Raw genomic sequence first — 8,380 nt, 5'->3', positions numbered from 1 at the left:
GTACTCTACATATATTCATGATTCCTCTATTCCTCTCTTTACCAAACATGCATATTCTCACTTTAAATGAAAAACATATATATCAGAATATCTCTTTTAGGGGGCTTATTATGAAATTTATCACTTTTTTCGTTGGACTTATCGTTGTTTTTTTCCTCGCCTACATTGCTAGCAACAATAAAAAGCATATTAAATTTAAACCAATTTTCATCATGCTTATTATACAGTTAATTTTAACCTATTTATTATTAAATACAGAAATTGGTCTCATACTTATTACGATAATTTCCAGCCTGTTTACGAGGCTACTTGAGTATGCTGCCAGTGGTATAAACTTTGTATTTGGTGGCCTTGCAAATAAAGGGGAAATGCCATTTTTCCTTAACGTATTATTACCGATTGTCTTTATCTCCGTCTTAATTGGTATATTACAACATTTCAAAATACTACCATTCTTTATTCGTTGGATTGGTTTCTTTCTTAGTAAAATAAACGGTCTTGGGAAATTAGAATCTTACAACGCCATCGCTTCCGCTATTGTCGGCCAATCAGAAGTTTTTATTACAGTTAAAAAACAATTAGCCCAAATTCCAAAACATCGACTATATACACTTTGCGCCTCTGCTATGTCAACAGTATCTATGTCCATTGTCGGTGCCTATATGACAATGATTGAACCAAAATATGTAGTAACCGCACTCGTTCTCAATTTATTTAGTGGTTTTATTATCGTACTCATTATTAACCCTTACGACGTTAACGATGATGAAGACATTTTGGTAATAAAAGGGGAAAAACAAAGTTTCTTTGAAATGCTTGGAGAATACATTCTTGATGGTTTTCGCGTAGCTATTGTCGTCGGCGCTATGCTCATTGGATTCGTCGCATTAATGAGTTGCATTAATGACCTATTCCTCATTATATTCGGCATTACTTTCCAACAACTAATAGGCTATGTATTCGCCCCTATTGCATTTCTTATTGGCGTACCAAGTTCTGAAATTGTCACAGCGGGTAGCATTATGGCAACAAAGCTTGTAACAAATGAATTTGTAGCAATGATGGATCTTAGTAAAATTTCCAGCACTCTCTCTATCCGTACAGTTGGTATTATTTCTGTCTTCCTCGTTTCTTTTGCCAACTTTTCTTCCATTGGAATTATTTCCGGTGCGGTAAAAGGGTTAAACGAAGAACAAGGAAATGTTGTTGCCCGCTTCGGCCTAAAATTACTATACGGAGCTACTCTTGTTAGTATTTTATCTGCGATTATTGTAAGTATTATGCTTTAATTAGGTAAAATTTTATCATTTTCTTATCCCTGTCTTTTGTATACACTAACGAATAGATGTCTTATAAAGTGAAACTTTAATCAGAGGGGGCTATCCCCCACTGATTATTAGTTGAACCAATCGGGCAGTTATCTCCCACCTAACTTCCTTGCATTCGCTGGACTTTGAGGTGGGAGTTTTACTGCCCGTTAATGCGGGATAAATAATCAAGACATCTTTTTTTATACATGTACAATACCTTTTATTTAGCGTAAAATATTTTTTATGTGTTTTAATACACTTTTAGATGTATACACTTTGATTGTTTTAAAGGAGAAAAAATGATGAAATCCGACATTAACAACGAAACTCGAGCCAAAAAAGGACGTTCAAAGAAAAAGCGCCTACTTTGGTTCCTTCTTATTCCCTTACTTATTGTAGCAATGGGAGCAGGAGGCTATTCCTTCCATATATACAGTAAAGCAAAATCCGTCTTAAGCAACGCCTATTCTGAACTCGGCCGAGGAGATAAATCCAGCAAACGTGAAAAAGCTGTTAAACCTATGACTGATAATATTTCTGTCCTGATCATGGGTGTTGATGAAAGTGATATTAGGGAAAAAGGTTACGGAAAAGCGACTCGTACAGATGCATTACTACTTGCAACAATTAATAAAAATGATAAATCTGTTAAACTAGTCAGCATTCCACGTGATTCACGCGTCTACATTAAATCACGTGATAAATATGATAAAATTACACATGCACACGTATTCGGTGGTGTAGACAGCACAATTGATACAGTAGAAAAATTTTTAGATGTCCCAGTTGATTACTACGTAAAATTTAATTTCAAATCCTTTATCAAGATCGTTGATTCTCTAGGTGGTATAACTGTCGACGTTCCAGTTGAGTTCACAGAACAAAACAGTAGCGACGAAGCAGATGCAATTCACCTAAAAAAAGGGCGTCAACATTTAAATGGAGAAGAAGCACTTGCACTAGCTAGAACTCGCCATATTGATAGTGATTATATGCGCGGTCAACGACAACAACTTGTTTTAGAGGCTATTGCTGAAAAAGCACTATCTCTCAATTCCATTAATAAAATCGGAAGCCTATTAGATGCTGTCGATACAGACTTAAAAACAAATTTAACTTTTGATGATATGATGACTATTGCAAAAAATTCAATGGATTCAAATTTGAAAATGGATAAATTGCAAGTGGAAGGTACTGATAAATATATAGGTGGTATTTATTATTACGTTCCAAACGAAAAAAGTGTTAATGATATATCGACAACACTTCAAGAACATCTCGGTGTTACGAATAAAAATGAGCATAAAAAATTATAATAAAAAGGCTGCTAGATTTTTCTAAGCAGCCTTTTTATTATAATTTTCAACATATTTCTCATACATATTGTGACAAAAAGAGACAATTATTACAACAGTGTAACATTTTTTATGAAAACATTACACGCGTAGTGAAAATAATAGTATACTAGTACGTACATAATGTTATTTTCATCATTTTTATACAAAAAATGTAATACATATATTTATACAAATTTTTCTGGGGGGAAATAAATGAAGCTAAGCAAAATACTGATTGGTTCCGCTATTGCTGGTGGCATATTACTTTGTGTTGGTGGTATTGGTGGATATCAATATGTATCCAAATTAAATACTCAACTAAATACAACTGCACTACCAAACACTACATTTGAAGGTATTTCTCTTGATGGAAAAAATAAAGCAGATATTCAAGCCCTTGTTAATCAAAAGGTGAATGAATTAAATCAAAAATCTCTTAACTACGTATTCCAAAATGATAAACAAAATTACACATGGAAAGATTTAGGAGTAGATTATAAAGAGAAGGATATTGTCGACAATATCTTTAAAGAGCAAGAAGGGAACGTAATGAATCGTTACAACATGCGTAAGCAAGCTGAAAACGGTGAAGTAAAACGTGACTATAAATTAACACCACAATTAAATACAACAACTTATGAAACCTTTATAAAGGATAAATATAATGAAACATTAAAAAATCCTGTCAACGCCGAATTAAGTGTTGAAGGCTCTACAGTGAATATTAGCCAAAGTCAAAATGGGGAAAAAATTGATAAAGGACAATTAACCGCTTTAACGAATCAGGCTATTACTTCTGGCACATCCGATGTGGTATTACCAGTTACACCAATAAAACCTGAACGTTCTACAGAAGATATACAACAAATGGGGATTAAAGAAGTGATTGCTGAATACTCTACCCCAATGGCTGGCCGTAATGGAAATCAGTCCTATAACGTAAGTAAATCAGCTAATACTTTAAGTGGAGTTATTGTAGCACCTGATGAAACGTTTAGTTTTAATGGTCGTGTTGGCGTAACTGATGCTGCAAATGGCTATAAATCCGCAGCAGTATATTCACAAGGTAAAGTTATACAAAGTGCAGGCGGAGGTGTTTGCCAAGTAAGTAGTACTTTATATAGTGCAGCTTTAAGGGCAGATTTAGGAATTGTTTCTCGAAGCAATCATTCTATGCCCGTAAATTATTTACCACTTGGGCAAGATGCAGCAGTGGCAGATTATGGTCCGGATTTAAAATTTAAAAACAATACAGGTAAGCATATTTACATTCAAGCATTTTCAAATGGCGGCAGTATTACTACACGTATTTTCGGTACAAATACTGGTAAAAATGTTGAAGTTTCTTCTCAAGTAATTAGTAATACTGGTGATAAAATAACAGCGGTTACGTACAAAAAAGTAACACAAAACGGTGAAGTAATATCAAATGGACAAATTTCAAAAAGCGTATATAAAAGTGCCCCAAAACAATAAGATAATATCAAACGGACAAATTTCAAAAAGCAAAAGAAAAAGGCGTGATCTACTCACGCCTTTTTCTTTTGCAATAATAGTAAAAAAGTTTCAAGATGGTCTTTCGTTTCTTCTAAAGACCACATACGATTCCCTTGCTTCGCAGCTAATACGCACGCTTCTTCCCACGCGTTCTTTTTCTTCATATTTACTAATTCATCGCGTAATTTCAAAACAATTTCTTCGTCTTCTTGCTCTATGAACTCTTCCATCACGCTTACTATTTCATCCTCATGAATACTTAACGTACAGTACGATTTAAGAAAGTATTGTAATGTTGGATACATATATACTCCCCCCTTTATTTATCTGATGGATAAGAAGTAATAATCTTAAATCCTAGATCTCCTGATTTATCTCTCGCTAAAACAGTAACAGTCTTTACTAGTTTGTCTTTTACATTCATATTTTTCTTTATTACTGTTTTTCCAACTGGGAATGAATGAGTTGTATTCAATACAAGGCGAGCCTCTTTAGAGTTTTTCAACCAATCCTGAATTTCTTTATCATGTTGTTTTAAACTATCTTTCACAGCCTTTGTCGCTGTTTCCTTATCATAGTATGTACTTGCCGCTGAAACTTTATCTGTCTTCAAACGATTCTTCAAATCCTCTTCTGATTTTCCTACATGCCTTTCAATCGTATGACCATTTTTAGGTGGCCCTTCCATTTCATCTAAAATATTATCACTAATTTTTTCTACTGATGTAGAATGATCCTCTTTTGGTTTTTCTGTTTTTTGTTCTTTTCCTGCACATCCACTTAAAATCAGCATTAGTGCCAATAAACTACTCAAGAAAAGACTACTTAGTCGTTTCATCGTATCACCTCTTCCATGATTATTATCGTAACTCCACTAAAAGTCAATTTCACAAAGAAAAAATGTATACAGTTTTAAAATCCCTCATTCATTTCACTATATTTTCCAACCCCCTTTCATCAAATCACTGTTTTTCGCCCTCCTTAAAATATACCCCCATGTTTTTCTGATTATTTCCCAGATAAAAACACCAATCACAACACTCCATAAACCCTTTAAATATAGGGTTATGGAGTGTTTTTTAAATATAATAAATATACCCCTATTTTTATATACCCAATACCTATATAAGGTATACAAACCCCTTTCTATCAACTGTTTTCTACATTATGTAAATTTGCACTTGCCTATACAATGGAAATATGGTGTAATGCAAAAAAAGATAAAGGATTTTATAAAATGGCTGAAACAATTCAAAACTTCTTAACAGACTATTATTCAATCGCAATTCCACTTAGTATCTTAATCAACATCATCATCAGTCTTTTAGGTTTTATCCCTAGTATTTTTTTGACCGCCATTAATATACAGCTCTTCGGTGTAACAAATGGCACAATCATTTCGATCTCAGGTGAGGCATTAGGGGCTATTATCTCGTTTTATATTTATCGCATAGGCCTTCAAAAGTTCACTCACGATAAAGTAAATAAGTATCCAAAGGTAGAACGTCTTCTTTACGTAGAAGGCAGAGAGGCATTTCTACTCGTCCTATCTTTTCGTTTTATTCCTTTCATTCCGTCCAGTATCGTTACTTTATTTGCAGCTCTCGGCAAAATGTCATTACTCTCTTTCAGTATTGCCAGTACAATAGGGAAAGTACCAGCCTTATTGATTGAAGTATATTCTGCATATCATGTCATTAACGGAACAAATGAAGCGAAATGGATTATTACAATCGCAGGTTGTGTTGGATTATTTTATTTGTGGAAAAAATGGAGAAAAAAATAAAGAAGGAGCATAGGCTCCTTCTTTATTTTTTGAAGTATATTCTATTAATATATATATCTTACGAATAGAAATATCTTAGTTTACACCAACAGCACTAAATGATTGCTTAACTGCTGCTACTTCTGCAGAGCTAGCACCATATAAATCAGCTGCAGCTTGCACTAAGCCAGCACGCGCTTGGCTAAATGTAGTAGATTGCGTGAAATACTGTGTATTTGCACGGTAGTAAATTGCACCTAATTTATCTTTGCCGATACCATTTACAGTTACACCAGAATGCGTACCGCCATTTGCTAATAAATAAGCTTGTTTGTTAATAATGCCACTGTTTGTATGAACTCCACCGTTATCACTTGAACCAGTGTAACGCTTAGAATAATGGTCTGGGTCACCATACTTTGCAGGATCACTCATAGAACGAAGTGCATCTCCCGCTTTACCAGGTGTATAAATATCTTCACCAATCTCCCAATCTGGGTTACGGTTATCATAATACTCTACTAACGTACCAAAAATATCAGAAACTGCTTCATTTAAAGCTCCTGATTCATTTTGATAAATTAAATCTGAACTGTTTTCCGTAACAGCATGTGTTAATTCGTGTCCAATTACATCAATGCCACCAGATAATGAAGTGAATGTTACACCATCACCATCTCCGTATACCATTTGCGAGCCGTTCCAGAACGCATTATTATACTTACTTCCGTAATGGACTGTTGATTTTAATGGCGCTCCTGCATCATTGATAGAGTTTCTGTTAAATGTAGCTTTATAGTAATCATATGTTCTGCCTGCATAGTAATGAGCATCAACTGCCGCTGCATCATACGCTGCATTGAAAACATTATCTGCATCTGCCCATAATGTTCCTGGTAATGTTGAGCGGTTTTTCGCATCATATGTGAAAATCGTTGCTCCGCGCGTATTATCTTGCAAGTAGTAAGATGATCCAGATAACGTTGTATTAAGCGATTTCGTATCTCCTAATACACCTTTACCAGTTCCCACTTTATTCGTTCCTGTTACAGGCTTTACAACCGCTTTCGCATCCTGTTTCGGAGCATCTTGTTTAACTGGTGACTTATCATCATTCGTTACATGATCAAGTTTATTATATTTATTTAACACTTTACCGCTTTCCGCTTCAATGAAATAGTAATAGTTTCCTGGATTTGGCTCTAAGAAGTTTAAATTCACAACATATGCATATGTTGTTTCTTCACCGTTTTGATATACATATAAGTCCGCTTTTGGATCCACCTCATATTTAGGTGTTACCCCTAAATCTTGTTGCGCGATTTCAATTGCTTTTGCGCCTTCAATCTTATTTTTGTTTTTCAACTTTTCCTTCTTGTCTAAATCAGGCGCAACTGTTCCAGACAGTACTTTTAAAGAACCATCTTTACTTACGTGGGCTACTTGAGTAGACCCCCATACAGGTACTCCCTCGTAAACTTGTTGCATACGTACTACTGTTGAATCAGTGACAGAGTCTTTTTTCACTTGTTTCACTTTGAAAGAATCTTGCGCACTCTTTTCTCCTAACTTATAATCACCTTTTGCCGCGTTTAAGTAATCAAACACAACTGATTCCGCTTTCTTGCCAGTCGCTCCAGTTAGATCACCAGAAATAAACTCAGGTGACTGTACCGTCTCATTGTACTTCTTCGTAGAGAGCACATTTTTAGAATCCGCAAATGCAGAGCCTGTCCCTCCAAACGTTGTAACTGCCATTCCTGTTGCTAACACTAATGCTAAACTCTTCCTTTTCATATAACCTTCCCCCTAATAAAAAATTTTTGAAAAAGAGTAATTTCATATTAGCATTATGTTTCCACTATTAATATACTAAAAATTCAAATAACTTTTTTCTCAAGTTTTGTAGAATTTTAGGGAACAAATAATGAGAAACCCCTTTCCGTTTGGAAAGGGGTTTTTATTAAGAGTTTATCACTTCAACTACTTTCTCTCCTTGACCATAGATATCCGATGTCCAAGCATATTGCGGTTCCAATACCACTAATACAGCTACCAAAGCCAAAGCACCAATAATTATTTTCTTCATATTATTTTCCTCCCTTTTCTTCTAATAAATTAATTGCTAATTTATTATAGTTATTACTTTCTCGAAACTCTAATAATTCTTCATGATACCCTGCTAGTTCTAAATACACCATTTTTAATTCCTTTTTATTCTCTTCACCTCTAAAAAATGGGATTGCCTCAACTTCTAAAAATTTTTTATAAACATCTTTAGTTTCAAAGTATTTATACTTAAGCATTAAAAGTATATATAGCATACTTTTATACTTTTCATCCCTCTTCGCGACATCTATCCCTTTACCGATCCAATCTTTCGCTTCTTCACATTCTTTTAATTCAATACATTGTAAAGCAATCTCATATACTGCATCAATATAATTTAAATCCTCTTCCTTCTTATACTG

Annotated in this window: 8 protein-coding genes and 1 pseudogene; 4 read left to right on the top strand and 5 right to left on the bottom strand. The window is 34.4% G+C overall.

What is annotated here, in order from left to right; all coding sequences use genetic code 11:
- The first annotated feature begins 110 nt into the window (after positions 1-110).
- The 3 genes from AB3X48_RS14100 to AB3X48_RS14090 all read left to right on the top strand — a co-directional run bounded on the left by AB3X48_RS14100 (position 111) and on the right by AB3X48_RS14090 (position 4,123).
- A complete protein-coding gene (locus AB3X48_RS14100) occupies positions 111-1,289 on the top strand; it encodes a NupC/NupG family nucleoside CNT transporter (protein ID WP_016103506.1) in 1,179 nt (392 codons plus the stop codon).
- Between the two features lie 320 nt (positions 1,290-1,609).
- Positions 1,610-2,626 (top strand): LCP family protein, encoded by a 1,017-nt coding sequence (locus AB3X48_RS14095; RefSeq protein WP_016103505.1) that lies wholly within the window; start codon positions 1,610-1,612, stop codon positions 2,624-2,626.
- A gap of 234 nt (positions 2,627-2,860) precedes the next feature.
- Complete coding sequence (locus AB3X48_RS14090) at positions 2,861-4,123, top strand: VanW family protein (protein WP_016103504.1); 1,263 nt, start codon at positions 2,861-2,863, stop codon at positions 4,121-4,123.
- 53 nt (positions 4,124-4,176) lie between these two features.
- On the opposite strand, the gene AB3X48_RS14085 is transcribed toward AB3X48_RS14090, so the two are convergent.
- A complete protein-coding gene (locus AB3X48_RS14085; protein ID WP_002113995.1) occupies positions 4,177-4,449 on the bottom strand; it encodes a hypothetical protein in 273 nt (90 codons plus the stop codon).
- Between the two features lie 14 nt (positions 4,450-4,463).
- Entirely contained in the window at positions 4,464-4,982 is a 519-nt protein-coding gene (locus AB3X48_RS14080) for an RNase A-like domain-containing lipoprotein (RefSeq protein WP_002204496.1), read from the bottom strand.
- Between the two features lie 399 nt (positions 4,983-5,381).
- On the opposite strand from AB3X48_RS14080, the gene AB3X48_RS14075 reads away from it, so the two are divergent.
- Positions 5,382-5,930, top strand: coding sequence for a TVP38/TMEM64 family protein (locus AB3X48_RS14075; protein ID WP_002159331.1), 549 nt, complete (start codon positions 5,382-5,384; stop codon positions 5,928-5,930).
- A 75-nt stretch (positions 5,931-6,005) separates the two neighbouring features.
- On the opposite strand, the gene AB3X48_RS14070 is transcribed toward AB3X48_RS14075, so the two are convergent.
- The 3 genes and pseudogenes from AB3X48_RS14070 to AB3X48_RS14060 form a co-directional block, all read right to left on the bottom strand.
- The gene (locus AB3X48_RS14070) at positions 6,006-7,706 is read right to left on the bottom strand and encodes a M4 family metallopeptidase (protein ID WP_016103503.1); all 1,701 of its coding nucleotides are present in this window, start codon (positions 7,704-7,706) and stop codon (positions 6,006-6,008) included.
- 166 nt (positions 7,707-7,872) lie between these two features.
- Positions 7,873-7,998 (bottom strand): NprX family peptide pheromone, encoded by a 126-nt coding sequence (locus tag AB3X48_RS14065; protein WP_002113982.1) that lies wholly within the window; start codon positions 7,996-7,998, stop codon positions 7,873-7,875.
- Position 7,999: 1 nt separating this feature from the next.
- Positions 8,000-8,380: pseudogene (locus AB3X48_RS14060) on the bottom strand (transcriptional regulator); the annotation flags it as partial.

Source organism: Bacillus sp. S4, assembly GCF_040838205.1.
Classification (GTDB): domain Bacteria; phylum Bacillota; class Bacilli; order Bacillales; family Bacillaceae_G; genus Bacillus_A; species Bacillus_A cereus_U.
This window is presented reverse-complemented; position numbering and strand designations above follow the sequence as displayed.

Bases quoted from the DNA above. Each gene is read 5' to 3' on its own strand.
- AB3X48_RS14100 (WP_016103506.1), top strand. From the start codon at position 111: ATGAAATTTATCACTTTTTTCGTTGGACTTATCGTTGTTTTTTTCCTC.
- AB3X48_RS14075 (WP_002159331.1), top strand. From the start codon at position 5,382: ATGGCTGAAACAATTCAAAACTTCTTAACAGACTATTATTCAATCGCA.
- AB3X48_RS14095 (WP_016103505.1), top strand. From the start codon at position 1,610: ATGATGAAATCCGACATTAACAACGAAACTCGAGCCAAAAAAGGACGT.
- AB3X48_RS14080 (WP_002204496.1), bottom strand. From the start codon at position 4,982: ATGAAACGACTAAGTAGTCTTTTCTTGAGTAGTTTATTGGCACTAATG.
- AB3X48_RS14085 (WP_002113995.1), bottom strand. From the start codon at position 4,449: ATGTATCCAACATTACAATACTTTCTTAAATCGTACTGTACGTTAAGT.
- AB3X48_RS14065 (WP_002113982.1), bottom strand. From the start codon at position 7,998: ATGAAGAAAATAATTATTGGTGCTTTGGCTTTGGTAGCTGTATTAGTG.
- AB3X48_RS14090 (WP_016103504.1), top strand. From the start codon at position 2,861: ATGAAGCTAAGCAAAATACTGATTGGTTCCGCTATTGCTGGTGGCATA.
- AB3X48_RS14070 (WP_016103503.1), bottom strand. From the start codon at position 7,706: ATGAAAAGGAAGAGTTTAGCATTAGTGTTAGCAACAGGAATGGCAGTT.